Annotated in this window: 21 protein-coding genes and 1 tRNA gene; 13 read left to right on the top strand and 9 right to left on the bottom strand. The window is 48.9% G+C overall.

The features are described from left to right. Positions 1-918, top strand: a 918-nt coding sequence (locus PSHG_RS30845) for an energy-coupling factor transporter transmembrane component T (protein ID WP_010270964.1), incomplete at its 5' end; no start/stop codon positions are given. A gap of 371 nt (positions 919-1,289) precedes the next feature. Here PSHG_RS30845 and PSHG_RS26710 read toward each other — a convergent pair. Further along, positions 1,290-1,802 (bottom strand): MarR family winged helix-turn-helix transcriptional regulator, encoded by a 513-nt coding sequence (locus PSHG_RS26710; RefSeq protein ID WP_010270962.1) that lies wholly within the window; start codon positions 1,800-1,802, stop codon positions 1,290-1,292. 488 nt (positions 1,803-2,290) lie between these two features. On the opposite strand from PSHG_RS26710, the gene PSHG_RS06325 reads away from it, so the two are divergent. The 4 genes from PSHG_RS06325 to PSHG_RS06305 all read left to right on the top strand — a co-directional run bounded on the left by PSHG_RS06325 (position 2,291) and on the right by PSHG_RS06305 (position 7,303). After that, complete coding sequence (locus PSHG_RS06325; protein ID WP_010270959.1) at positions 2,291-3,502, top strand: FAD-dependent oxidoreductase; 1,212 nt, start codon at positions 2,291-2,293, stop codon at positions 3,500-3,502. Continuing rightward, complete coding sequence (locus PSHG_RS26705; RefSeq protein ID WP_010270957.1) at positions 3,496-5,586, top strand: multicopper oxidase family protein; 2,091 nt, start codon at positions 3,496-3,498, stop codon at positions 5,584-5,586. The genes PSHG_RS06325 and PSHG_RS26705 overlap by 7 nt, the downstream gene beginning before the upstream one ends. 328 nt (positions 5,587-5,914) lie before the next feature. Beyond that, complete coding sequence (locus PSHG_RS06310) at positions 5,915-6,358, top strand: NfeD family protein (RefSeq protein ID WP_010270954.1); 444 nt, start codon at positions 5,915-5,917, stop codon at positions 6,356-6,358. A 3-nt stretch (positions 6,359-6,361) separates the two neighbouring features. Continuing rightward, positions 6,362-7,303: an SPFH domain-containing protein gene (locus PSHG_RS06305; protein WP_042121176.1), complete on the top strand. Its 942-nt coding sequence runs from the start codon at positions 6,362-6,364 to the stop codon at positions 7,301-7,303. Between the two features lie 49 nt (positions 7,304-7,352). Here PSHG_RS06305 and PSHG_RS06300 read toward each other — a convergent pair whose 3' ends face one another. Next, positions 7,353-8,729, bottom strand: coding sequence for a Glu/Leu/Phe/Val family dehydrogenase (locus tag PSHG_RS06300; RefSeq protein ID WP_010270949.1), 1,377 nt, complete (start codon positions 8,727-8,729; stop codon positions 7,353-7,355). A gap of 90 nt (positions 8,730-8,819) precedes the next feature. Beyond that, a complete protein-coding gene (locus PSHG_RS06295) occupies positions 8,820-9,593 on the bottom strand; it encodes a class I SAM-dependent methyltransferase (RefSeq protein ID WP_010270947.1) in 774 nt (257 codons plus the stop codon). Positions 9,594-9,913: 320 nt separating this feature from the next. On the opposite strand from PSHG_RS06295, the gene PSHG_RS06290 reads away from it, so the two are divergent. Further along, positions 9,914-10,831 carry an ROK family protein gene (locus tag PSHG_RS06290; protein ID WP_010270945.1) on the top strand — a complete coding sequence of 306 codons (918 nt, stop codon included), beginning with the start codon at positions 9,914-9,916 and terminating at the stop codon, positions 10,829-10,831. A gap of 38 nt (positions 10,832-10,869) precedes the next feature. Further along, positions 10,870-12,084 (top strand): N-acetylglucosamine-6-phosphate deacetylase, encoded by a 1,215-nt coding sequence (gene nagA, locus PSHG_RS06285; protein WP_010270943.1) that lies wholly within the window; start codon positions 10,870-10,872, stop codon positions 12,082-12,084. A gap of 354 nt (positions 12,085-12,438) precedes the next feature. Here nagA and PSHG_RS06280 read toward each other — a convergent pair whose 3' ends face one another. Continuing rightward, positions 12,439-13,377 carry an alpha/beta fold hydrolase gene (locus PSHG_RS06280; protein WP_010270940.1) on the bottom strand — a complete coding sequence of 313 codons (939 nt, stop codon included), beginning with the start codon at positions 13,375-13,377 and terminating at the stop codon, positions 12,439-12,441. Between the two features lie 669 nt (positions 13,378-14,046). On the opposite strand from PSHG_RS06280, the gene PSHG_RS06275 reads away from it, so the two are divergent. Continuing rightward, a complete protein-coding gene (locus PSHG_RS06275) occupies positions 14,047-14,244 on the top strand; it encodes a hypothetical protein (RefSeq protein ID WP_010270938.1) in 198 nt (65 codons plus the stop codon). A 319-nt stretch (positions 14,245-14,563) separates the two neighbouring features. Here PSHG_RS06275 and PSHG_RS06270 read toward each other — a convergent pair whose 3' ends face one another. The 4 genes from PSHG_RS06270 to PSHG_RS06250 form a co-directional block, all read right to left on the bottom strand. Further along, positions 14,564-15,430: an MBL fold metallo-hydrolase gene (locus tag PSHG_RS06270; protein WP_010270933.1), complete on the bottom strand. Its 867-nt coding sequence runs from the start codon at positions 15,428-15,430 to the stop codon at positions 14,564-14,566. A 388-nt stretch (positions 15,431-15,818) separates the two neighbouring features. Then, positions 15,819-17,030 carry a zf-HC2 domain-containing protein gene (locus tag PSHG_RS06260; RefSeq protein WP_010270928.1) on the bottom strand — a complete coding sequence of 404 codons (1,212 nt, stop codon included), beginning with the start codon at positions 17,028-17,030 and terminating at the stop codon, positions 15,819-15,821. Beyond that, positions 17,027-17,515, bottom strand: coding sequence for an RNA polymerase sigma factor (locus PSHG_RS06255; RefSeq protein WP_010270927.1), 489 nt, complete (start codon positions 17,513-17,515; stop codon positions 17,027-17,029). Before PSHG_RS06255 ends, PSHG_RS06260 begins: the two co-directional genes overlap by 4 nt. Positions 17,516-17,818: 303 nt before the next feature. Next, a tRNA-Arg gene (locus PSHG_RS06250) sits at positions 17,819-17,892 on the bottom strand. 249 nt (positions 17,893-18,141) lie between these two features. Between PSHG_RS06250 and PSHG_RS06240 the strand changes: the two genes are divergently transcribed. From PSHG_RS06240 to ispG, 5 genes are all read left to right on the top strand, one after another. Next, entirely contained in the window at positions 18,142-19,047 is a 906-nt protein-coding gene (locus tag PSHG_RS06240) for a hypothetical protein (RefSeq protein ID WP_010270924.1), read from the top strand. A gap of 96 nt (positions 19,048-19,143) precedes the next feature. Beyond that, a complete protein-coding gene (gene tig / locus PSHG_RS06235; RefSeq protein WP_010270922.1) occupies positions 19,144-20,481 on the top strand; it encodes a trigger factor in 1,338 nt (445 codons plus the stop codon). 181 nt (positions 20,482-20,662) lie between these two features. Then, positions 20,663-21,247, top strand: a complete 585-nt coding sequence (clpP, locus tag PSHG_RS06230; protein WP_010270920.1) for an ATP-dependent Clp endopeptidase proteolytic subunit ClpP — start codon at positions 20,663-20,665, stop codon at positions 21,245-21,247. Between the two features lie 19 nt (positions 21,248-21,266). Then, complete coding sequence (gene clpX / locus PSHG_RS06225; protein WP_010270917.1) at positions 21,267-22,523, top strand: ATP-dependent protease ATP-binding subunit ClpX; 1,257 nt, start codon at positions 21,267-21,269, stop codon at positions 22,521-22,523. Between the two features lie 93 nt (positions 22,524-22,616). Next, entirely contained in the window at positions 22,617-23,714 is a 1,098-nt protein-coding gene (gene ispG / locus PSHG_RS06220; protein WP_010270915.1) for a flavodoxin-dependent (E)-4-hydroxy-3-methylbut-2-enyl-diphosphate synthase, read from the top strand. A gap of 133 nt (positions 23,715-23,847) precedes the next feature. Here ispG and PSHG_RS26700 read toward each other — a convergent pair whose 3' ends face one another. Next, complete coding sequence (locus tag PSHG_RS26700; RefSeq protein ID WP_010270913.1) at positions 23,848-24,570, bottom strand: N-acetylmuramoyl-L-alanine amidase family protein; 723 nt, start codon at positions 24,568-24,570, stop codon at positions 23,848-23,850. Between the last annotated feature and the right edge of the window lie 247 nt (positions 24,571-24,817).

Genomic DNA, 24,817 nt, shown 5'->3' with positions numbered 1-24,817 from the left:
GCCGTGCTGCCCGCGCCGGAGCCCGCAGCGAGCGAAAGCGCCGTGCTGCCCGCGCCGGAGCCCGCAGCGAGCGAAAGCGCCGTGCTGCCCGCGCCGGAGCCTGCAGCGAGCGAAAGCGCCGCGCCGCCCGCATCGCGGGACTCGCGGGCAGCTGCTTTGGGGAGGCTTAAGGAGCGTGATCCGCGAGCGCTCTGGCTTGTTTACATGCTGCTGTCTATCGGCATCTTTCTGCAAAACAGTCTTACGGGCCTTATCGTTTCCATAGCGATTACAACGGCAGCTTTTACGATCAGTAAGGTAGGCTGGCATTCGGTGCAGAAGGTGATCAAGGTGCTGCTGATCTTTATCGGGGTCACGGCCGTTGTGTCCGGTTTACAGCTTTCCTTTGCCGGAAACTCGCTGCTAGAGATCGGCTTTTCATTTCAGCCTGCTTGGGCTACCGCACTACAACTGGGCAAACTTGGCTGTGCTATGGTACTTGGTGTTATTTTTCCTCTTGCGGTCGGGTATTTAAGAATGAAACAGGGGCTTAAGCAGTCTCTTGCCTTTATGCAGCGCTGGGGATTCCCGGTGGAAGCTTTGGCGCTTTCGGTGGCGCTCATATTTCGCTTCATCCCTCTAATGTTTCAGGAATGGCAGCGGTTCTCGCGAATTGCCCGGGCCCGCGGCCGTTCTGCTGCGAAGCCAGGTACGGTCAAAATAAAGGATTTGCCGGCGGTCAGCATTCCTTTTGTTCTCTCCCTTCTACAATTGGCCGAGCAAACTTCGCAGGCCCTGGAAATGAGGGGATACACATCCATCAGTCAGCAGAGAACTACTTCGGTTCACCTGCAGATGCAGCATCGTGACTATTATTGGATTGCAGGGGGTGGTTTTCTGTTTGCCGTAATGCTTGCAGTCCGTCTTCTGCAGCTCTAAACTAAGCGGCAGGCCGCTGTTTCTTTAGGCGGCCCGTGTGCTGTCTTACGCTAACGCTCGCCCTCGCTCTTATTTAGCCGAAAAAGCAGGGGTTTTATTTCTAACGCTCCTCCTCGCTCTTATCTGTGACAAAAACCCAAAAAATGAAAAATAAGGACAATGGCGAGCGTTTGAATCCGCAGCGGATCGAGTCCGGGCAACGACAGAGAAAAAAGAGGGGAGAGCGCAGCGGATCGAGTCCAGGCAACGAACAGGCGACAAAGAGGGACGAGCGCAACGTCCCCACCACCCTCTGCGCAACTGTCATTCACAGTTAATCGGCAGTTTCATGACAAGCATTAAAGGCTAACGCAAACTGAAAAAAGAATAACTCATGCCTCTTCATGATTTGGTGCTGCTTTTCCTTTACGCACCTGCTCCTTTAGCCGCTGCGTCTGCTCTGCCATAATCCGATTCGACTGCTCCAGAAAATCAAGCAGCAGCCGCAGTTCTTCAGGTTTGTATTTCGAGTAAAGGCCGTTCATCGCTTGAGCTAGTGGAGCGAAAACCTCCTTGAGCTTGTACAAGTTGTCCGACTGGGGCTCCACCCATACTATACGAAGATCGCCGGGATCCTTTACCCTGCGGACATATCCAGACTTCTCCAAGCGGTTCAGTGCACTCGTTATCGCTCCAGTCGTCAGCCCGGTCATTTCCGCAAGCCGTCCGGCCGTTACTTTTCCGGCTCCCAGCACGAAATCCAATATTTTATGATCCGTAATATTAAGACCAAGATAAGCCGCCACCATCTGATGGAACATTATCGTTTGGGTAGACATCCCCTTCGATTCTTCCTCAAGAAATTGCTCGAGCTTGGAATCGGGTATAGGTCGTTTAGGGTCCATAATTTGCATCTCCCTTTTTTCTGCAAAACATCCGTTCCACTTTGTGGTCATATTATAGACTGGTTCCACGACTAAAGTCTAGTTTGCTTGCTGATCTTAAGACGGTGTTACCTATGTGAGAAGCATTGTATCCTACATAAGGGAATGAAAAACAACTGTAACCATTTATCTTAATTTTTAAGATTTCAGCAATCCGGGGTTAATTATCTTAATAATTAAGATTATAGCAAGTACAGCGCTAATTTACATGGTGAGGACTTTAAAGAATCTAGATTACATCGTCCAATTAATTGTAACGTTAGGGACTCTGAATATTTATCTTAATTTTTAAGATTCAATCCACTTGGTACTCATCTTGAATCATCTTGAAGATTTTCACCCACTTAGTATCTTTCTTTTAAGTATTTTATTTAACTTATTATCTTAATTTTTAAGATAATATTTAATCACATAACACATAATTACGTAACGAAAGGAGAACAAAAACAATGAAATTCATGAAAAAAGCGCTAATTATCGGAGGAGGAGTTGCCGGACCGGCGGCTGCCTTGTTTTTAAAACGGGCCGGCTGTTTACCGGAAGTTTTTGAAGCTGAGGAGGAGCCAAACCCTTATGGTGGCTTGTTCCTCAATGTTGGGCGCAATGGGCTTGGCGTATTAGACGAGCTTGGAGTTGGTGAAGCCATCCGGGAGTCCGGCTTTGAAATGCGGGTGATGAGCTTTCGCAATGGTGCAGGCAAGCAGTTAGGCGCAATCGGTGATCCGCACAAGCCTCATGGGGTAACGGTTAAGCGAAGCCTGCTGCAGCAGGTGCTGCTGGAGCAAACGGAACGAGAGAACATTCCCGTTTCTTTTGGAAAAAAACTGACCGGGATAGAAAGAAGCGGAAATGAAATAACGGCTTACTTTCATGACGGCAGCTCGACAACCGGAGATTTTTTGATCGGCTGTGACGGGATTCACTCCCGGGTACGTAAAGAGCTTTTACCTGATGCCGCACCCCCTTCTTTTACTGGCCTGATCAGCTTTGGCGGCTTTTCTCGCGTACAAGGCCTCGCTCCTGAGCCCGGCGTTCAAAATATGGTGTTTGGCAAACGCGCATTTTTCGGCTATTTAGTAAAAGAGGATGGAGAGATTTACTGGTTCGGCAACATGTCTATGAATGGAACGCCAACACGCAAAAGCCTGCAATCGATCCCGGAGGCTCAATGGAGGAAAACGATTGACGATCTATATAGCGATGATCCGGCTCCGATTCTGGACATTATCCAGGGAACTGATGCCAACATCAACGCCTACCCCATCTACGATATGCTTACCCAGCCGGTGTGGCATACCAATAGAGCCGTGCTGATCGGAGACGCCATTCATGCCGTTTCTCCGAATGCGGGTCAAGGCGCATCGCTCGCTCTGGAGGATGCTCTCGTACTTGCCAAATGCGTGAGAGATAGTGAGCATATCCACCAAGCGTTTGCTCTTTTCCAGCAGCTAAGAAAGGAACGGGTAGAACGGATTGTGCGTTATTCGCGTTCCATCGGCCAGCGCAAACACGCGACCAGCCCGGTTCAAGTGTTTTTCCGCGATCTCATGCTCCCGCAATTTCTGAAGGCATCCAATAAACAGTCGCTGTCCTGGATGTACGATTATCCGGTCCGGTGGAACGAGAAAGTGTCTCAACTGAATGGAGGCTCCGTATGCTAGAAGCTTTATACGGTATAGAATTTCTCTTGTTAATGGCATTTGCTGGCGTATGGGGGATCAACAGCCTTTGTGCGGCCAACTATGCCTATGCCGTGTTTCGAAAGGAGAAGGAGAACCTGTGGAGAATCATCGTCCGGTACGGACTGATTACCGGGATCAGTATATTTTTCCTATGGCTTGTTAATGTTCTGTTGATCATGCTTCTGTTAGGACCGTGGTTCGCACTCGACCGGCTTGTCGTGATGCTGCCCGTAGCGGCCTTCCCGGCGTTATTCGTCATGATTATGTCCCAGCCCAAATGGAAGTACAACGGACCTGTTGATCCCGATACACTCGTCACGATGGTTGTGCCTATTCATTCGATGTTCATCGGAAGTCTGCTTGTTTTTCACCTGCTCACCATGAACATCCCTGCTGTACCTGATACCACGGAAGCAATAGCCTATCTTGCTATCCTAACCGGCAGTGCCGCTATATTATGGTGGCTTCACAAGAACCGCTTCCACCGGCTGCGTTACCGCACTCCGGGCAGAGTAGTTCAAGTGGTTCGCGCTTCCTCACTTGTCACCGCATCCTGCCTGCTTCTAAGTGGAGGCTATGCCTGGTCCATTTACAGCAGCAAGCTTCCCGATACAATGGCCATGGTTAGTCATCATATGGTCGATTTCGGTGGAGGTGTTGAGTTTGCTGTGGATGGGATGCATCAGCATGGCCACAGTCACGGTCAACAGGCGGCGCCCAGCGAAGCGGCGATAAGTGTTACCGAACTGACCGGCCCCCAGACGGGAGAAGCCGACAAGCGGTTTACACTTGTTGCAGAAAAAAAGACCATCGAACTCAGCTCCGGAAAAACGATCGAAGCTTGGACCTACAATGGTCAAGTGCCTGGCCCCGAGCTAGTGGTCAACCAAGGAGATCTGGTTGAGGTTACAATCGTAAACCGGGATATTGAGCAAGGGGTTACCCTCCACTGGCACGGCATCGATGTGCCGAATGCCGAAGACGGTGTGGCGGGCATGACCCAGGATGCCGTGCTTCCCGGCGAATCGTTCACTTATCGTTTCGTTGTCGAAGAGGTCGGAAGCCACTGGTACCACTCCCATCAAGTTTCATCTATTCAAGTGCAAAAGGGGCTGTTCGGCTCGTTCGTCATTTTGCCTGAGCATCAGGAGCCCGCTCCAAACTCCTTGGATATTACGACAATGGCTCATGACTGGATCGAAGGCCATGAAACAGTTGCCACGACTCTGGATAACTTCGACACGGTCCGGCACGAAACCGTCGCTCCAGGAACGGAGATGAGAATTCGTCTGGTGAATTCGAGCAGCTTAACGAAGATTTTCGGGCTGCACGGCACAGCCTATACAATAGCCGCGATTGACGGGTACGACCTGAATGAGCCTGGGCAGCTAAGCGACGTTCTGCTGGAAATCGGGGGCGGCGGAAGATATGACGTCACGTTTACGATGCCGGATACTCCGGTAACCCTTCAGCTGCATGGATCGGACGCGGCCATTGTATACAGCAGCGATGGAAAAGGCGAGCCTTCGCTGTACGATTCCCGCCGGACACGCATGCCCGTGTTGGATCCAACCCGATACGGCTCACCTGACCCGGAAGCATCACCTTTTAGTGCTGACACCGAATTTGACAGGGAATTCACGGTGCTTCTTGATATGATTTATTTAGGCAGCCATAATGGACAGGGCAATGCGTTGTGGGCTATTAACGGCAAAACGTTTCCGAACACCCCTACCTTTATGGTGCGGGAGGGAGATCTCGTGAAGTCGACTATTTACAACCGGACGTTTGCGCATCATCCGATGCATCTGCACGGCCATCACATCCATGTTGTAAGCAAAAACGGCAAGCCGCTGGAGGGCAGCCCGCTCGTTCTGGATACCCTGCTGGTCAAGCCGGGCGAGGTGTATGAGGTCGCCTTCGAGGCCAACAATCCGGGAATGTGGATGGATCACTGTCATGACCTGAATCACGCCGCGCTCGGTATGTCGATGCACCTGTCTTATGAAAATGTGACGACCCCGTATAGGATGGGAGGTCCGGCGGGGAATCATCCGGAGTAAAGCGGGTTTGGCTGCGAACTACTTTAACAAGCAAGCCGGCAGGCCGTTTGTCCTGCTGGATATCAGCCTGATCGAATCGGCGACTCGCGGAGAACTCGCCGTCGCTAGGATCCGATTTTTGGCCCACGTTTTTGGTATCAAATAACGGTGTTCAACGGCTTCGGGGACCGGCACAAGGGATAGGTAAAGATTCGAAGCTAAAACTTCGCAGCATGTGAGCTTCCCGCCCGGCGATCGTCGGCCCCTATAAGTTTGTAGGGTTATTTTAGGGTTCAAGGCATACATATGAAGTAAGATTTAAAGTTCCCGTTTGAGAGGAGGATAGCAAATGAGCTGGTGGTTGATCTGGCTCCTGCTCGGAATTGCCTTTCTGATTTTGGAAATTGTTACATTTACCTTTATCTGCTTGTGGATTGCTGCCGGCGCCCTATTCGCTACGCTGTTGGCCTGGTTTATGCCGGAGGCGCTTGCTGTGCAGATTTTTGCTGGGAGTGCGCTGACCCTGGTGCTTACGCTGGCAACGAAGCCGCTGACCCGGCGTTTTTTTCGCAAATCTGAAGGCTTTCGGGATACTCCGATCATAGGCCAGCAGGCAATTGTGGAGGATGATTTTCCTGCTGGGCAACTGGGCACTGTCAAGCTTAACGGAGAGAGCTGGAGCGCACGCAGCACCCAACATTTGAAGGCGCAGGACCGGGTCAAGATCACCGCCCGCAGCGGCACGGTATTGATTGTACAAAAGCTGGACGAATCTAATTCGACAGGAGGATAAGCGATTGTGCTTGTGTTAGCTATCGTTTTTTTCATTTTGGTGCTCGTCATTGCCATTTATACGGTCAAGATTATCCCGCAGCAGCAAGTCGCGGTGATTGAGCGGCTCGGTAAGTACCACCGGCAGTTGGAGGCCGGCATCCGGATTATTATTCCTTTTCTTGATCTTGTCCGGGAACGCCATGATCTGCGGATTCGCCAGCTTAATGTCCCGCCCCAGAAGGTTATTACGAAGGACAACGCCCAGGTAGACATCAATACGGTCATCTTCTTTCAAGTCACAGATCCGCATCTGGCTACATACGGGATTCAAAACCATGTGGAAGGTGTTAAAAACATAAGCAATGCAACGATGAGGCAAATCATTGGAAAGCTGGAGCTGGATGAAACGCTATCCGGAAGGGACCGCATTTCCATAGAAATCCGCCTTGCTTTGGACGAAGCGACTGAAAAATGGGGAGTGCGCATCAACCGGGTAGAAATCGTCGACATTCTGCCCCCGGTAGAGATTCAGGAAGCGATGAACAAACAGATGCAGGCGGACCGGGAACGCAGAGCGGTCATATTGCAGGCAGAGGCGGCTAAGCAGGATGCGATCCTGAGAGCACAGGGGCAAAAGGAAAGTCAAATCTTGCAGGCGGAAGGGGAGAAGGAGGCCCGCATCCGTCAGGCGGAAGGGCTGAAAGCCGCGCAAGAGCTCGAGGCGGAAGGAGAAGCCAAAGCGATCGAGCTGGTTGCTTCCGCAGAAAGAAACCGGATAGAGAACTTGAAGCAGGCTGGACTAGACAGCCAAGTGCTGACCTATAAATCCTTTGAGGCGCTGGAGGAGCTGGCTAAGGGCGAGGCCAATAAAGTGTTTATCCCGACGGGAGCGATTGATACACTAGGCAGCATCGGAGCCATGGCGGAAATGCTCAAAGCGAGCGGCAAGAACAGCCAGCCGTAAAATCAAATAATCAAGGCGGAACCCGCTTGGAGGGATCCGCCTTTGCATTTTAGTACAGCTTTCCTTGAAGATAAAGCTTGGTACAAAGCTTGCGTACCGCAAGAACATAACAGTTTTCACGGAGGGAAGCCGGGTTGCCGAAATAAAAGGGAAGAATCGCTTTCATTGTAGAAGTCATTTTATCGTACAAGAGATTAAACACTTCCGGTTCGCTTAGAAACCTTGTGTCGCGCCCCTGCAGCCATTCGAAATAAGAGACAATAACCCCTCCGGCATTGGCCAATATATCCGGTATGACGATCACTCCCTGATCATTCAGCCAGGTGTCGGCTTCTCCGGATACAGGTGCGTTGGCTCCTTCAACGATGATGCGGGCTTTCACTTTTTCCACGTTATCTTGGCGAATCTGGTCCTCGAGGGCGGCTAGAATGAGCACGTCCACCTGTAAATAGAGCACTTCCTCATGACTTAGCAGCTCAGCTTTAACTCCGGCTTCCGTCAGATGCTCTTCTTTTGTTGGCAGCTCTCCATGCTTTCGGGCGAAGGCGGCAAGAGCCGGAACATCGAGGCCGTCATCGTTGTACAAAGTAACATTCCGGTCACTGACCGCCACTAATTTGTTTTGCAGATGCTTGCACTGGTAAGCCTCAAGAGCAGCGACCGAGCCTACATTGCCGAACCCTTGCACCGCCATTCTGAGAGGTTTCCCGGCATGGGCCAAAGCGGTTCTGGCAAAGGGGTTGTCACTGTCGGACAGCCAGTTGGTCTGATCCTGCAAAAAGTCGTGCAGCATGTAACGGAGTGTAAAGTAAACCCCCTTGCCGGTAGCTTCCCGGCGTCCCAATGAGCCGCCGCTCATGACGCTTTTGCCTGTGAAGCTTCCCAGGTAAGGCTTGCCGGGGTTAATGCTTTTATATTCAGACATCATCCAGTCCATTTCCCTTTCACCCGTACCAACATCAGGCGCCGGGATATCCTTGTCCGGACCGAGGACATCATTAAAGTACTGAACATACTTCTTGCAAATCTTATTCAATTCTCTATCGGAAAATTGTCTGGGATGAATGGCTACCCCCCCTTTGCCTCCGCCAAAAGGCACCTCGTGCAGGGCATTTTTTAACGTCATCAAAGTGGCCAGGTTAAGAACCTCTTCTTCATTTACGGTTTCGTGAAACCGGATTCCGCCCTTGTACGGCCCCAGCGTATCATTATGCTGAATGCGAAAAGCGGGAATGCGTACCACCGACGCATCGTCTCTTGCTACCCGCAAATAGGATTTATGAATATGATTGGGTGTCGTCAAAATAGTGGCTAACGAAGTAAATGCACGCTCCCGGTCTTGATGCTGCAGACTGGGCAGAAATGAGGAATCTTCCAGCAGTGCCTGCAGAGAATGTTTTACAATCGTATCTGTTTGGTGTGCCATAATGATCAGAACCTCCTTTTTTGGTGAAGCCTGGATCTTCCATGGGAAAGGTTGCAGTTCCTGACATTATAGCGGTTTTATTCCCTTAATTCAAAATTGCGGCTTATAGGCAGCGATTCGGAGTCTTTTGTAGTCGGCGTATACCGCATCTTCTTTCCACAACTTGGAGACTACCAAGGAACGTGTACGCTGTACCGCCCTGTCTATTTGTTCGGAAGTAAACCCAACAAAGAAGTCGCCGGCCAGATTTTTGAGCCAGGTATCCACTCCCGCCTCCCCATCCGGCAGCCGGGTGGGACGGTCAAAGTGATGCGCCAGCTTGACTTGAAAGCCTGTTTGCTCCAGCAAGCTGCAGTAAGCCCCGATGCTGGGAAAATACCACGGGTTCCGGCTTGCCGCATCAAGCCCAAAATCTTCAGATAATACTTCGGACAAAGACTGAACGATCGTCTCGACATTGCCTGCACCGCCAAACTCGGCGACAAAGCGGCCCCCTGGCTTCAGCGCATTCCAAATGCTTGCGGCAGCCTTGGCCGGCTGGTTCATCCAGTGCAGCGCAGCGTTGGAGAATACGGCATCGACCTGCGAGTCCAGCTGAAACGTATAGGCGTTATCGACTATAAACATAATGTCCGGATATTTGGCTTTTGCTTTTAAAATCATTTCTTTAGAATAATCAATGCCAATAATATGAGCTCCTGCAAGCCGAATTTGCTCGCTTAAAACTCCCGTTCCACAGCCCAGATCAACAATCCGTTCCCCGGCCTTCGGGGCAAGCCACTGCAGCACATCTTCCCCGTATCCGGAAACAAAGCTTAGCTTTTGATCATAGACATCAGGGTTCCACTGGTTTTGTGAGTTCATATAAAGGACCTCCTCAGGTTGCAAAATGGTGGGGCCGTTGCTTTAGATTCATTTTTACACAAGAGAGTTCATTATGAAAATATATAAAAACTATTTTGTTTATAGGTAATAGCTATAAGACGTAACCAAAAGGGTCAACCACTAGTTTAAGTTTTGAGCCAGAAAAATTAAAAATCATATGGTTTAAAGCTGGGGGCGTTTTCAAAATTGTGGTATTCTATTCACAAACTAGTTTGAATAAAGGACACTTGTCTAGTAAAAGACGCTAGCCTAAACAAAACACGATACATAACTATTTTCGTATTGAGGGGTGGATGTAAGTGGCGGCTTATGATTCGCAGGCGGGAACCTGCTTGGGCATCGACTTGGGCGGCACGGGCATTAAAGGGGCCGTTGTTAATAGGGAGGGAGAACTGAAATACCAGCTATCGGTGCGTACCCCCGTTGAAGAAGGAAGAGAAGGAATCCTGCGGGCGCTGTTTTCTTTAATCACTGAGCTGATGCATGAAGCTCAGGAGCCGGTAGCGGGCATCGGCATCGGTTCAGCCGGCAGAATTGATCCGGTTACCGGCACCATCTTGGCAGCGGCTAACCTTCCGGGGTGCGCCGGCACTCCGCTGGCTAAGCTGATACACGAAAAGTTCGGCATCCCGGTGCATGTCGATAATGATGTGAATGCTGCAGCAATTGGAGAGCTATGGGCAGGTGCTTTGGGGGATATCCAATCGTTTGCTTTTGTTGCTCTAGGCACTGGAGTAGGCGGGGCTTTGGTCAATGAAGGCAGGCTCATATACGGCGAACGCGGAGCCGCGGGTGAAGTGGGCCATATGATCTTAAAGCCCGGCGGCACGCTGTGCGGCTGCGGCCAGCGGGGCTGCCTGGAACAATATGTCTCAGGGACAGCGCTTAACCGTGCCGCTCAAGCTGTACATCCGGAGTGGAACAGCCATAGGCTTATTCAGCAATGTGCAGAAGGCCACCCCGCAGCATTGGAGGTTATTGACCAATTTGTCAAGGACTTGTCCAGCGCCCTAATTACGCTCCACAACCTATTGGATCCAGGAGCTATTGTTCTCGGCGGAGGCTTGACTGCATCCAGTTCCGTATGGTGGAGCCGTCTGGAAGAGGCGTTAAGCGCTATGTCCCCAAAGAAGTCTGTCACGGTTCGTGCTGCGCAGGCGGGCAATCAAGCGGGAATGATCGGGGCCGCAGGCCTGGTTTTTTCGCGTTTAACTTGAAAGGATACGTCTTTTAGATTTTGGGAGGTTGGGAAATAGTGAAGGACACAAGCAATATTTATATATATAATGCAAAGGCTGTTACCGAAACAGAAGTGATTGAATCGGCGATTGTGCTCATTAAGGACGGTGTTATCGCTCATATCGGGCAAGCCATGGATATTGATAGTCTTCCCGCAGATATATTGGCGCTGGATGCGGAAGGCTCCTACCTTGTACCTGGATTTATCGATCTGCATGTACATGGAGGGGCCGGTGCGGATTTTATGGATGATGATCCTTTGGCCGCGGCAAGGGTATGCCGGTTCCATGTCAAGCATGGAACGACCGGTCTTTTGATGACTACCCGGACGGTACCAGCAGAGGTAGCCTCAGCGGCTGTGGAGCGTTTGGGCCAATATGTGCAGCAGCCTGATCCATATGGAGCTGTCCCGCTGGGAATTCACCTGGAGGGACCGTTCCTCAATGAACAGTTTAAGGGGGCGCAGAACGCCGACGATCTGCTGCCTCCTTCTGTGGACTGGGCTGAGCGTTGGATTAGACTCTCCGGCGAAACTCTGCGACTCTGTACACTGGCTCCGGAGCTAGAGGGTGCGGATGTCTTAATCTCTTGGCTAGCTGAGCAGGGAGTTATCGTATCGGCAGGCCACTGCGGTCCGAACCATGATGAAATGAAGCGGGCTATCGATCGGGGAGTCCGTCACATTACCCATTGCTTTAATGGAATGCGCGGATTCACCCACCGGGAGCCGGGGATGCTGGCCGCTCTGCTGATGGATGACCGGGTTGCGGCGGAATTAATTATGGACACGATTCATGTCCATCCGGCTAGCGGCCAATTGCTGTTTCATAACAAGGGGACGGCGGGCACGGTTCTAATAACGGATGCGAGCCGGGCAACAGGGATGCCGGATGGCGAGTATCCGGGGCCGGCTGGAAGAAAGCTGACCGTTAAAAGTGGGATCGTGCGCCTGCCAACAGGTGAACTGGCCGGCAGCACGTTGACGATGAATCGGGCAGTGGGAAATGCCGTCCAGCATATGGGTCTATCCCTGGTTGAAGCGGTCTGCATAGCCAGCTTGACGCCGGCTCGGAAATTGGGGATTGACAATCGTACTGGTTCGCTTGTTCCTGGCAAGTCAGCAGATTTAGTGATGCTCGACAGCAAATTCGATGTTAGGCTGACTCTGCTGGGAGGAAGAATCGTATATCAATCAGAGAGTTCCGGGTTCGGTCTGCAGCTGCCGAGCTAAATCCTTTGCAGCCGAGTTAATCCATTTATTATTATGGGATAGGATAGGTCAGAAGCAGACTACATCAGAGTAGAATAGGCCAGACGGTCAGGGAATTTTTGAGCGAGGCGCTCGGCACAAAAATTCCATGGAATCTTACAGCTATGTAAATAGCATGTAAGTGACTATATAAGGAACTTTGCATATAGCTTGCAAGTAACTATGTAAGGAACTTTGCAAGTAGCTATGCAAGAAGTATGTAAGGAACTATGTAAGGAACTTTGCAAGTAGCTATGCAAGAAGTATGTAAGGAACTATGTAAGGAACTTTGCAAGCAGCTGTGTAAGTAACTATGTAAGTGGCTATGCAAGTGATTTATGCGAGTTCGCGGACACGTTTAACCATCAGCTGATTAAAAAGCTCAGGTTCTTCAAAACAAGCCAGATGCCCGGATTGATCGAATTGCACAATTTCTTTGTACGGAGCGCTTATTGATCGGCAGTAAGGGTCAATAAAGTCGTGGACAATTTTGTCATGGCAGCCTTTAATGAACACGAGCGGAACCTCAACCGCAGATACGGCCTCAAACAGGTTTACATGGTTGAATTCCTGCCACATATGCTGCATGGTGTAGGTAAAGCCCTTCATAAAATTCAGCCGGTCTTTCCAGGAAAAATGGGAGCTAAGCAGGCAATGAATATTGATAGAGAGCGCGTTTTTTTTGTGGGTGACACCGCCAAACCGGGTGAGCCATTTTCTCTGAATGACTAAATCATCCATAGAGGAGTAGCTGCCGTGATTCGGAGGGCCAATGCGCTCCAACTGGAGAATGGCTTTGCGTAAGTCTTTGTCCCTAGCTTTTTGCAAGCAGTAGCTGTAAGAAAGGGTTTCTTCCTCCGAACGGTTGACCGGCTGATTAATACCAACGAAGGCCTGCACAAACTCGGGGTGTTGATGAACATATAGCATACCGAGCAAAGCCCCCATTGAATGTCCTACAATAAATACTTTGTGCCGGGAATGTTCATTCAGAAGCAGCTGCACAAGCTGATGAGCATCGGAGAGAAGCTGTGCGATGTTCATCGTATCAGGGGGTATCTGGGCATTGTAAGATTTGCCGCTGCCCCGTTGGTCCCAATTGACGACCAGGTAATGCTCTTCAAGCTCACGATTGAATTTGCGAAGAGCACCGGCTTGCGGACTTCCAGGGCCTCCATGAAGAAAGAGCAGAAGGGGAAGATCGGCATGCCTGCCGCGTATCGTAAACCATTGGTACGTTCCTCCAAGCATCACTTTACGTATTTGATGGATCATAATCCATCTCCTTTCGCCCATATTATATGCGTCCTAATAACGTTTCTTTATTTTCATGTTATAAGGATGATATTCTGAAAAGGTATGGACAGAGCTTTTTGCTTCGTTGTAATCTCCGTCGTCCGCTGTGCGTGGTAGCAGGATAATGGAAAGGTGGATGCGAGGTTTCCTAGCGCGATATATTTGTGCGCTGTGCTTGCGCGCTATCAAGCGATGCCAATCACACGATACTGTGGGTAGATCAGCGCGAATCCTGCGGCACTATGTCTGCGGGAGGATCAGCGGCTATGCTTTCGTGATGTCCTATGCTAACGCTCGTCCTTGCTCTTATGGAGACAAAAAGTCCCGAAAACCGCTTTCTGAGCAAAATAAGGACGAGCGCGAGCGTTAAAACCCGAAACGGTTACAAATCAACTCACAAAATGCCCAATATGGCCTGACGGTCTTTTCCTAACCTCTTTACAGTTAAGGCGTCAATCTCATTTTCACGACACGAACAAGAAAATTATACCAGAAATAACACTGCCATGACGGTTTGCACAACAAAATAAAGCTGTTATAGTCAAACTTATCCTAGAATAAATATATGTTATAATTTATAGAGTGAAGTTGCGGAACCCCATTTTAAACGAAAAGACGAGAAATTATTTGATGAGGTGACTTCTGCTAATGAGCATTTTTAAAAACTTTATTCTTGTTGTGCTTAACTTGATCGGCGAGATGTGGTTCGGCTATAGCCGCAAATCAGAGTTTTATGACGAACATGCCACGACCAAAACAAAGGGTGGTTACTTTGTATTTGTAGCTCTAGCTCTGATCGTTGTTATTTGTGTGCTAACCTGGCTATGTATAAGAATTTATCGATAGATGCAAAGGACGAAATTACTTTACTGCATGAACACATATAGCTGCAGTTCAACGCAGGAAGTAAAGTGCAAAACAAAGGGAACATATGCGGAAAATCGTATAAATTCGCCGCTGACAGCATCCCAGTTGACAGGATGTTTCGCGGAGAATGACCCAGGACACCACCGGGCTATGATAGGAAAACAACCGCTGAACAATCGTGAACACCCAGCAAACACCCCCGCATGCTCCATTTCAATCAAATAACCTTGATGAAAAAGCAGACCCGCAGGCGATGTTGCGCTGCATGACGGCGGGTCGATCGATGCTTATCCGGTTCTCAATGCGTTTTTCGGTCTATTTGGCCTACATATTTTCCGTAATCCGGCACAGCAATCTCAGCAAATTCTTTAACCAATTTCTTCAGGCTTGTAGTCAGCAGTTCACCAGACATGGGTAGACCGTGCCCCGTAACCGCTGCCGCAGGCTGCAGTGCCTCTAGCTTAACGACCGATTGCTGGGCGGATTTCCAGTCCGTAGTCAAATACCGTGGAGGTCCGCTAATTTCCTGCTCCTGGGTTATTACTTTATAGAGGTACTCCTGTTTTACAGTAACAAAAGCGTCTCCTGCAATTAACGTTCGATCCTTTTCCCTAAACAGCGAGATGTGGCCTGGTGTATGCCCCGGAGTATGAATCCATTTAAAATCCGGCATATGTGGAACGGTTCCATCAGCTGCAAGCATGCGCACATGGCTTCCTAAATCGATCGGTTCGTTGGGGAATAGGGGGGACAATTTCGCCACCATGCCCCCTTCAACGGTCGGGTCCGGGTCCGGATAGCTTTTCTGGCCTGTCAGGAAAGGCATTTCCAGTTGATGGGCATAGACCGGAACATCCCAATGCTTGACCAGATCAATTACGGCACCGACATGATCAAAATGGCCGTGAGTCAAAATGATAGCTTTAGGCCGGCTATTTGCACCAAATCGTTCTTCAGCGACCGCAATAATCTCATCCGCCGAGTGTGGCATTCCAGCATCCACTATCACAAATTCCTGATGATCGGGATTTCCGGCAAAACAGAGGTTAACGATCTGCACGGTGTAACAAAACAAATCAGGCATCACCTCAATTCCCGCACCGCTTCCAATTGATGTTGCCGGAATATATTTATAATCGCTTCCGTAGTGCATTTCTTTATCCATTATTTTATCTCCCTTGGCAGAATTAGCATTTCTTTGTTTTTGCTTCATTTAAAATGCTCGTATGATGAGCAGTCTCGAATTTCTTGGGACTGATCCATATATTTTCTGAGATTGAACCATGAATTTTTTGAATTAACGTTATTATGCCCCATATTACAAGAACAATAATTGACCAAGTATTCTTCGCGATCCTCTCAGGAAACTGGAACACCCGCGCGAATATCTTAATCGCCACGGGTAAGATGCGGAAACAGGGGGAGGAATGAAGTAATCCGATATAGATAAGAGAGGGCGCACGCAAACCATCAGGCATAGCAAAGCACCCCGCTCATCGAGAGAAGGGTGCTCCGAAATGTCCTCACTCCTGGTCGTGTTGAATTTTGCCCCGTCAATGGGCTGAAATTGTAAAGCACTGCACATTTCCATTCATTGTTAGAGCTTGCAGCTGGATTGAATGATAAGGCACATCGTACCGGTGCAGAACTTCTTGGATCGCACGGGCATAAGTTGAGAATGATTCCTCCGGCAGCCTTTCCATTTCGTCAGCATACGCTCCGATAGAGATGACGTAGTTCAGCTTCGCGCTTTCCGTTTGTCTATGCACTGCTGCTTCACTGCGCCTCACGGGGTCGTAGGACAAATTATCGAAAACCTCACTCAGCATATCACGGGTAACGTTCAGGTTTTCCTCCGGCTCGGCGGCAATTGTTACGGGCAAGTAATCGACCGCCGCGGTAATCCAGGATTTCAGTGCGCTGCTGCGTTCAGCGATAAACCGGGTCTCCAGTACATATTGATAATGGTCGTATAGTTCATCATTTTTCATAATTTCCACTGCGGCGACTTGTCTGGTTCCATTTAAGACATACTCAAATTTTCCGAAATGGTTTTTGGTTTTGAAATCGAACCCGACACCTTTAAATACGAGCGTTCCTTGTTCATAAGTTTGATTCACATAGTTTCTGGACTTGACCATCGCTTCCATATAGCCTACCGGATTCCCGAAAAAAGAAAAATAACCGAGGCAGCTTGCGATGAGCAGGCCTCCAGCGAGCAAGCCAAGAATGGATTTGCCAAGCAGCTTCCGTTGGCGGAATGCGAGTTTGCACAGTTCGGCGATACCAATCCCCATGCAGGCAAAAACGAAGGCCAGCAGGGCGAAAAACGGAATATAGCTGGAATGAAAATCACTTAAAATTGCCCCTGCCCCGCCAAAAACAAGTGAAGCAGCAAGAATCGGCAGCATCTTCCCATAATATAATCGGCATGCGAAGGGGGTCAGAATTAAGAGCGGCAGAGTGTACAAAAATTCGACACTCGCCCCCGTAACGATACAGGAAAGCAGCATAGCCGCCAGTACGCCACCGAGCTTGATGCGATTTTGGTATTTGGCGAGCTGAGAGCCGAGCTGATTTACTTTAGCCTGATTATCCGGGACAGCTTCTGTGCGCGCATCAAAGTCTTCCTGTACAGCCTTGAAGTAATCTCTGCATTCCTCACATTCAGAAATATGCTGCCGGACAAATGCCTCGCTTTCCTCCGCAGCCAGCTCCTCTATGACGAGCGGTATTAGATCTTGGGCAATTCTGCATTTGCTCATGGTGCCATCTCCTTTCTAAGCTTCTGCCTGACGCGGTAATAATTGACTCGGCAGTAATTGGCGCTTTTTCCGACCCTTTTGGCAATTTCATCGAATGAAAGATCGCGGACTAATCTCAACCACATGATTTCATTAAGAGGAGGAGAGAGCTTATTGATCTGTGCTAAAAGGTCCTCAGCCAGCATCTTGTTTTCCACATCATCGCGATGACTGGCCTCTTCAGCCTGGGCCTTGGTAACATCATCGATATTTTGCAGCGGTTTTCCCGCTTTTCGGTAATGCCGGTACAGCTGATGCTTAGCAATACCGAACAGCCATGTTTTCAGCGAGGCTTCACCCCTGTACTGTTCCATGTTCTTAAGCGCCTCAAGAAATGTGGTCTGGATGATATCATCGACCATATCCGGCTGTACGCAGCGCGCTCTAATAAAACGGTACAGCTCTTGGTAATACAGCCGATATATTTCCTCTATCTGCTCTACCACCCACACACCTCCTCGCTGAGCTTTTTATAATTGTTAGTGTCGCTTAGCCGCTTTTTTGTTACAGCGCTAAATAAAAAAATACTTGGCGAAAACTCGCCAAGCTCCAGATTGCAGTGCCGATGGTTTTTTATCTGATCATTTGTAATATTCGATAATAAATGAAGGAGAGGATGTTCGGCTTTTCAATGGTGTTCTTATCGGGCTTTGCAAAAAAAATAAGCCTTCTATGTGGTTAAATGTGATCCGTTGATTAGACCGTTTCATTTAACAGCATAAAATGCTTATTTTACAATACAGAATATGCGTCCCAGGAGAGATTCGAACTCCCGACACACGGCTTAGAAGGCCGTTGCTCTATCCAGCTGAGCTACTGGGACTTGCTCGAAAATGCTGCTTGGTTTTTGCAACAAGCAAGAGTTATAATAGCATAGCCAAAAAAGAAATGTCAATACGTGCTATGAATATTTTTTTGATGAATCGATTTTTTAATGCTGTCCAGGGAGAATGGTTTGCTATTCCCCATATAATTTATTTAGAATTCCAAGATTGATTTTGCAATTAGGTAATGAAAACGGTACTATCTAGCTAACCTTGTATTTCCAGTTGAGAAGGTGGTGATTGATTAAATGAGCGTGGTGAAAGACAACGTCATTCTGTTTCCGAAGACGATTGATTATTATCAGATCGAAATAACGCGGATGCTGGAAGGCGAACGTTATAAAGAAGCAATAGAGCTGCTCGAATTTCTGGTGCAGTGTAACAGCGGGGATTCACGTACGGACGAAGAATGGGAATCACTGCTGGGATGGCTGAAATCAATGCAGGGTGAATGGATGAAAGGCTCCCTAGAGGAAGAAGCGGACTATAGTGAAAATGAAGAGGACATGCGCGAGAAGGCATTGGCTGCGAAGAGCAGAGATGACCAGCATTATGCGGAGAACCTGCTTGCGATTTTGCAGGAGGGGGCATCGATAGCCAAACAGACTCTTGCTCTGGAGCAGCTGGCCTATCTCGATCATCCGAAGATCAACCAGGTTTTGAAGCAATGGCTTCCGGAGGCTGCTCTTCCGCCCATGCTGCAATTCAAATGCCTGCAAATACTGAAGCGGAGAGGCGAGGAAGGAGTCGTTGAACTGAACAAGCTTGGCGAGCCGGTTCATCTAATGATTCAAGACACTCCGTCCTCCATAGAGGACTTTCCGGCACAAATTAAACAAATTGTAGAACGGCTGTTGTCGATTAGTGAAGTTAACGATCCGAATCTGTCTTATTTTGCTACTGAAACCTGGCAGGAGTTTTTGGCTTACATTTACGGAACACCGATCTATGACGAACTCCTTGTTCTGGAGACGGAGGAGGCCGATGCCTGGGCCTGCGCTTTTCATATCCTGCTCGAAGAAACGATGTTTGGAAGCAGCGATGAACAGGAAAAGACCGATAAATATGGCATCACCGAGCAGCTCAAATTCACTTTGCTAAAGGCTCTGCAGACGTTTAGAGAATTCAAGGCCAATGTTTTTCCGGGCGGATAACCGATTCTTGAAATGGAATCGTTTTATGATATAATGGAATGGTTATGTTAGCTGAAGCGTGAAAAGTAGGTACATTTTTGGAGGGGAAGGCATAAAATGAAAGCAAGCTGGGAAAAAATAGAGAAGAACCACGGTGTTCTTACCGTTGAAGTCAATGCCGAGCAATTTGCCGAAGCATTGGATAAAGCCTTTAAGAAAGTTGTTAAGAAAATCAATGTTCCGGGATTCCGTAGAGGCAAAGTGCCGCGCCCTATTTTTGAACAAAGATTCGGTGCGGAGAGCCTTTATCAGGATGCTTTGGACATTCTGCTTCCAGACGCCTACATACAGGCCGTAGAGGAAACAGGAATTGAGCCGATTGATCGTCCTGAAATTGATGTCGAGCAAATTGGCAAGGGACAGGCTTTGAAGTTTAAGGCCAAGGTAGAAGTGAAGCCAGAGGTTGAACTCGGCGAATATAAGGGACTGGAGTACCCTGAACTGAGCTCCGAAGTAACCGAGGCTGAGATTGCCTCTGAGCTAGAGAAGCTGCAGCAGCGTCATGCTGAACTGATTGTCCTTGAAGAAGGAACGGCTGAGCAGGGTGACACGGTTGTCATTGATTTCGAAGGCTTTTTAAACGGCGAGGCCTTTGAGGGCGGCAAAGCGGAGAAATACTCGTTGGAACTCGGCTCTAACAGCTTTATTCCAGGCTTTGAAGACCAGCTTGTCGGCATGGCTAAAGATGAGGAGAAAGACATTCAGGTTACTTTCCCCGAAGATTATCAGGCCGATAATCTGAAAGGACAAGAAGCAACCTTCAAAGTAAAGGTTCATGAAATCAAGCGCAAAAATCTTCCTGAGCTGGATGACGAATTCGCAATGGACGTGAGCGAATTTGAAACCTTGGAAGAGTTCAAGCAGGATCTCAGCAGCAAGCTGAAGGAAAGAAAGGAACAAAGCAACCGCAATCAGATTCAGGAAGTTGTCGTGAACAAAGCTGCAGAAGCCGCTCAGGTTGATGTTCCGCAAGTTATGGTGGACAACGAAGTAGGTAATATGCTGAGGGATTTCGAGAACCGCTTGAGAATGCAAGGAATGACACTGGATATGTACTACCAGTTCTCCGGGCAGGATGAAGAGGCATTGAAAGCACAGATGCAGGGAGATGCCGAGAAGCGCGTTCGCAATAATCTCGTATTGGAAGCCATCGGAACTGCGGAGAACCTGGAAGCTTCGGAAGAAGAGATCAACGAAGAAATCGAGAAGATGGCTGCTGCTTATCAACGCACGGCTGATGAAATTCGCGGCATTTTGCAGGCGAACGGAAGTCTGGACAGCATAGGGAAAGATCTCGTCATTCGCAAAACAATTGATTTCCTGGTCGAGAACGGCAAAGCCGTACAGCAGCAGGATAATGAAGAAAGTGCGGAAGCAGCTTCCGAAGACAAGTAAACCTATACCTTTAACAGCAAAGGCGCGTCTAGAACGTGCCTTTCTTTTAACCCGACTTAACTTTTTTTAATTAAAATTGTGCGGGAACAGGTGTGGAAATGACACAAAAAGGCAAACATGATAGAATGAAGTTGATTCACACCTTACAATCAGCTTTATTTAGGATAAGGAGGGGAAATCCATGGCATTGATTCCAATGGTCGTTGAGCAGGAAGCTCGCGGGGAGCGATCGTACGACATCTATTCCCGGTTGCTTAAAGACCGGATCGTTTTTATAGGGAGCGCCATTGATGACGATGTAGCCAACCTGGTTATCGCCCAGCTGCTGTTTTTGGCTGCTCAAGATCCGGAGCAGGATATCCATCTGTATATCAATTCACCCGGTGGTTCCATTACGGCCGGAATGGGTATTTTTGATACCATGCACCATATTAAGCCTGACGTCTCTACTATTTGTGTAGGAATGGCAGCCAGCATGGGTTCCCTTTTGCTCACAGCCGGAGCCCCTGGAAAGCGTTACGCGCTTCCTAACAGTGAGGTGATGATTCACCAGCCTTTAGGCGGTGTAAGAGGGCAGGCGGCGGATATTAAAATTCATGCCGATTGGATTATCCGAACTCGTGAGAAGCTGAATCGGATTTATGTAGAGCGGACGAAACAGCCGCTGGAAGTGATCGAGAGGGATACTGACCGGGACTTTTTCATGACTGCCGAAGAGGCCAAAGAATACGGCATCATTGATAAAGTCATCACCGGCAAGATTTGAAAGGAACAGGGGTGAGCTAATGTTCAAATTTAATGAAGAAAAAGGCCAGTTGAAGTGCTCTTTTTGCGGAAAATCCCAAGACCAGGTGCGCAAGCTGGTAGCTGGTCCGGGTGTATATATTTGTGATGAGTGTATTGAGCTTTGTACTGAAATTGTGGAAGAAGAACTCGGACATGAGGAAGAGCTCGATCTGAAGGACATTCCAAAGCCGAAAGAAATCCGCAATATTCTTGATTCTTATGTCATCGGTCAGGACCAAGCGAAGAAATCTCTTTCTGTTGCGGTCTATAACCACTACAAAAGAATTAACTCCCAGAGTAAGGCTGATGATGTCGAGCTCCAAAAGAGCAACATCCTGCTTTTAGGACCTACAGGAAGCGGAAAAACGCTGCTTGCTCAAACCTTGGCTAAAATTTTGAATGTGCCGTTTGCGATTGCCGATGCGACATCACTTACCGAAGCCGGTTATGTGGGTGAGGATGTGGAGAACATTCTGCTCAAGCTTATCCAGGCATCGGATTACGATGTGGAGAAGGCGGAACGCGGTATTATCTATATCGATGAGATTGATAAGGTAGCGCGCAAGTCAGAGAATCCGTCAATCACCCGTGATGTGTCCGGCGAGGGTGTACAACAGGCACTGTTGAAAATTTTAGAGGGCACGGTTGCCTCCGTACCTCCGCAGGGCGGACGCAAGCATCCTCACCAGGAATTTATTCAGATTGACACTACGAACATTCTGTTTATATGCGGTGGTGCTTTCGATGGTCTGGAATCGATCATCAAGCGCCGGATCGGCAAGAAAGTAATCGGCTTTGGGGCTGACGGCTTAAAGGCGGATTTGAAAGCAGGAGAATATTTGTCCATGGTATTGCCGGAGGACCTGCTCAAGTTCGGCTTAATTCCGGAATTCATCGGGCGTCTGCCGAACATTTCCACATTGGAGCCGCTGGATGAAGCTGCTCTGATCCGGATTCTGTCGGAGCCGAAGAACGCTCTTGTCAAGCAGTATCAGAAGCTTCTTGAACTGGATAACGTCGAGCTGGAATTCCAGCAGGAGGCGCTTGAGGCGATTGCCCAGGAAGCTATCAAACGGAATACAGGAGCACGCGGCCTAAGAGCGATCCTGGAGAAAATCATGCTCGATGTCATGTATGATATTCCGTCCAGAACCGATGTGAAAAGCTGTCTTGTAACTAAAGAAGTAGTACAGGAAAAGATCGCACCGATGCTGATGACAGGGGATAGTGACAAGAAAAAAGAAGAAAGTGCATAAAGGGTAGTTATTACCGGTCAAACACCTCCAATCTGGTTCCAGTTAATGGAATTCGGAGCGGGGGATGTTTGCTGTCATGGGAGAGAGATACCAATGTACCATAGAACCGACACCATTCCCGTTCGAGTGGGCGATCTGGTCATCGGCGGGAATAATGATGTTATTATTCAAAGCATGTGTACAACCAAAACCGCAAATGTGGAAGCGACCGTTGCTGAAATTCTCAGGCTCGAGGAAGCCGGCTGCCAGGTGGTTCGGGTAACCGTTAATAATATGGAGGCGGCAGAAGCCATTAAAGAAATTAAAAGCCGTATTCATATTCCGCTTGTTGCCGATATTCATTTTGATTACCGTCTTGCTCTTAAAGCGATTGAGAACGGGATAGACAAGGTTCGCATCAATCCGGGCAATATCGGCAGCCGGGATCGGGTTGAGGCTGTAGTCAAGGCTTGTAAGGAAAAGTCCATTCCAATTCGCATAGGAGTCAATGCGGGATCTCTTGAGAAGCATCTGCTCGAGAAATATGGATACCCGACGCCGGAAGCGATGGTGGAAAGCGCGATGTACCATATTGGCATTCTCGAAGAGCTGGACTTCCATGACATTATCGTTTCCCTGAAAGCTTCGGATGTGCCTATGGCCATTCAGGCGTATTCCCTTGCTGCCGAAACGATTAGATACCCGCTCCATCTTGGAATTACGGAATCGGGGACACTTCATTCCGGAACGATTAAGAGTTCAGCCGGGATTGGCGCTCTGCTCTCCATGGGGATTGGTTCTACTGTGCGGATCTCGCTAAGCGCAGATCCGGTCGAAGAAGTGAAGGTAGCCCGTGAGCTGTTGAAGACCTTTGGCCTGATCTCCAATGCCGCTACTCTCATTTCCTGTCCTACTTGCGGAAGATTGGATATCGATCTGTTCGCGATTGCCAATGAGGTCGAGGAATATATTTCCAACGTCAAGGTGCCGATCAAGGTTTCCGTTCTCGGCTGTGCAGTGAATGGCCCGGGAGAGGCGCGCGAAGCGGATATCGGCATCGCCGGGGCTCGCGGGGAGGGACTCCTGTTCCGTTACGGAGAAATGATCCGCAAAGTGCCTGAAGCAGAGCTGGTTAGCGAGCTGAAGAAAGAAATCGATCATATTGTCAAAGTATATGAAGAAACCGGGACCATTCCCGGCCGCAAGCATTAGGCGCCACTTCTTCAATCCACAATAACCATAAATAAACCGCTCGCCGTCTTAAGAGGGTTTCACAGTTGACTGGTCTAGTCGAACTGTTGGGCCCACCTTAAGCAGGCAGCGGTTTTTTAACGTGAGTAAGAAACTATTCTGTGGACGGCGAGGAATCGTCTGTGGTCTGCAAATACTGTACAATGCCGTCAGCAATTGAACGCGCGAGCTCTTTCTGGAGCGGTTCTTCGGTCAATCTCTTGCGATCCTGCGGACTTGAGATGAATCCCATCTCGACTATAACAGAAGGCACTTTGCTGTGTTTGAGCAGGAAGAATGTTTTGCCGTAGACGGGGGCATGATCTTGTTCGTACAAATCATTCAATGATAGCTGAATAGCTTTAGCCAGAGCTTTGCTCTCGGGATTGTTTTGATATAAGACAACTCCGCCCGACTCTGATGGCGAAGAAGCCCAATTGACATGCAGGCTTACCATTACACTCGGCTTTAGCTGGTTAACGATTTCCTTGCGCTGCACAAGATCCCGCCGATGTCGCGAGCGCAGCTTTTTCCAGCCATTATCCTCGCTTAAAGCGTAGTCCCCTGTGCGATTTATAACTACTCTATAATTTCTTTCGGTCAATTCCTGGAACAATTTACGAGCCAGTTCGAGGTTCAAATTTTTTTCCAGCAGCTCTTTGTAGCTGGTCCCCCCATCAATACCGCCGTGTCCCACATCAATTAAGATATCGGTCTGCGGGATAATTTCAGGCGAAAGCGGCATGGGAGAAGATTCCGCCGGCGGATTCGCCAGCGCGAAGCTTGAATAGAGCAAGGTTAACAGGAGCAGCAGGATGGAACCTAAACGGATGGGCATAAACGTATCATCCTCACCTTAGTACATTTCAACCGATAGTGTTGGCGCCTATTCAGGAAATATTCATAGGAGTGGCAAAATCATAAGAGGTATGATGGGTCCAATACAGCCAGTATATAGCCAGGTCCGCAGCCAGTCAGTCTGTAGCCGTGTCGTATAGCCGGCTCTAAAGCCATGTCTATGCCCGTTGCATTTGCAGTCGGGTTTTCCAATTGGAGCTGCACCTGTTCCCAAATTCTAACGCTCG

This window comes from Paenibacillus senegalensis JC66 (genome assembly GCF_000285515.1).
Taxonomy (GTDB): domain Bacteria; phylum Bacillota; class Bacilli; order Paenibacillales; family NBRC-103111; genus Paenibacillus_L; species Paenibacillus_L senegalensis.
This window is presented reverse-complemented; position numbering and strand designations above follow the sequence as displayed.

Coding starts and splice junctions, on each gene's coding strand:
- tig (WP_010270922.1), top strand. CDS start 19,144: ATGAAAGCAAGCTGGGAAAAAATAGAGAAGAACCACGGTGTTCTTACC.
- PSHG_RS06240 (WP_010270924.1), top strand. CDS start 18,142: ATGAGCGTGGTGAAAGACAACGTCATTCTGTTTCCGAAGACGATTGAT.
- ispG (WP_010270915.1), top strand. CDS start 22,617: ATGTACCATAGAACCGACACCATTCCCGTTCGAGTGGGCGATCTGGTC.
- PSHG_RS06270 (WP_010270933.1), bottom strand. CDS start 15,430: ATGGATAAAGAAATGCACTACGGAAGCGATTATAAATATATTCCGGCA.
- PSHG_RS26705 (WP_010270957.1), top strand. CDS start 3,496: ATGCTAGAAGCTTTATACGGTATAGAATTTCTCTTGTTAATGGCATTT.
- PSHG_RS26710 (WP_010270962.1), bottom strand. CDS start 1,802: ATGGACCCTAAACGACCTATACCCGATTCCAAGCTCGAGCAATTTCTT.
- PSHG_RS26700 (WP_010270913.1), bottom strand. CDS start 24,570: ATGCCCATCCGTTTAGGTTCCATCCTGCTGCTCCTGTTAACCTTGCTC.
- clpP (WP_010270920.1), top strand. CDS start 20,663: ATGGCATTGATTCCAATGGTCGTTGAGCAGGAAGCTCGCGGGGAGCGA.
- clpX (WP_010270917.1), top strand. CDS start 21,267: ATGTTCAAATTTAATGAAGAAAAAGGCCAGTTGAAGTGCTCTTTTTGC.
- PSHG_RS06325 (WP_010270959.1), top strand. CDS start 2,291: ATGAAATTCATGAAAAAAGCGCTAATTATCGGAGGAGGAGTTGCCGGA.
- PSHG_RS06310 (WP_010270954.1), top strand. CDS start 5,915: ATGAGCTGGTGGTTGATCTGGCTCCTGCTCGGAATTGCCTTTCTGATT.
- PSHG_RS06295 (WP_010270947.1), bottom strand. CDS start 9,593: ATGAACTCACAAAACCAGTGGAACCCTGATGTCTATGATCAAAAGCTA.
- PSHG_RS06275 (WP_010270938.1), top strand. CDS start 14,047: ATGAGCATTTTTAAAAACTTTATTCTTGTTGTGCTTAACTTGATCGGC.
- PSHG_RS06260 (WP_010270928.1), bottom strand. CDS start 17,030: ATGAGCAAATGCAGAATTGCCCAAGATCTAATACCGCTCGTCATAGAG.
- PSHG_RS06300 (WP_010270949.1), bottom strand. CDS start 8,729: ATGGCACACCAAACAGATACGATTGTAAAACATTCTCTGCAGGCACTG.
- PSHG_RS06280 (WP_010270940.1), bottom strand. CDS start 13,377: ATGATCCATCAAATACGTAAAGTGATGCTTGGAGGAACGTACCAATGG.